The organism is Psychrobacter sp. 1U2 (assembly GCF_051847575.1).
Map to the genome: position 1 here is coordinate 1 of NZ_JBPYDC010001308.1, position 635 is coordinate 635.

Below are 635 nucleotides of genomic sequence, written 5' to 3' on the forward strand. Positions count from 1 at the left end.
GGTGTTGGTTATCAATTTGCAACTGATCAAGTTTGACGATTTATCTGATGCGTCAAATCGGTTTGAATAAATTATTGAAGTAATGACCAAATAAAAATAGCCATCACGTCAACCGCGATGGCTATTTGTTAGTCATTGATATGAGCATTCGTTAATAGAGAGCATATAATGCAGCAGTTGGGTTTTCGCTCCGTATTTGCCAAACTATTTGCTAGTGTGATGCTGGCACTTGTTTTGTTCGCAGTCGCTATGGTGTTATTGACACAGCTCGTTCATGATAAAAATGCTGGTATTCGCTCTGAGGTGGTGGCAACTCAAATACTTGGACAAATTGATCCTTTTTTGCATGAACTAAATACGGCCGTTAGTAAGAATAACCGTTTGCAATCGCGTTTTATGTTAGCCGTGGTCAAAAAAAGCTTTGATATCTTTGATGAATCACTGCAAGCTAAAATGGGACTGTATGACAGTAAAGGTCGTCTGCTCATGCAAACCGACAACAGTGATCTGCCCTTAGAGCTACCTGCAACGCCTTCGTTATTAACCATTATATTCCCCTCTTTTTCAGAAACGCCTCCTACTCAACAAGCTCAGGTCTATAGTAGTACAGGCTATACATTGCTGTATGAGTCACG

1 pseudogene is annotated in these 635 nt (G+C 40.3%); it reads left to right on the forward strand.

From position 1 onward, the window contains the following. Positions 1–168: 168 nt before the first annotated feature. A pseudogene (locus ACS8FD_RS21800) lies at positions 169–635 on the forward strand (HAMP domain-containing histidine kinase); the annotation flags it as partial.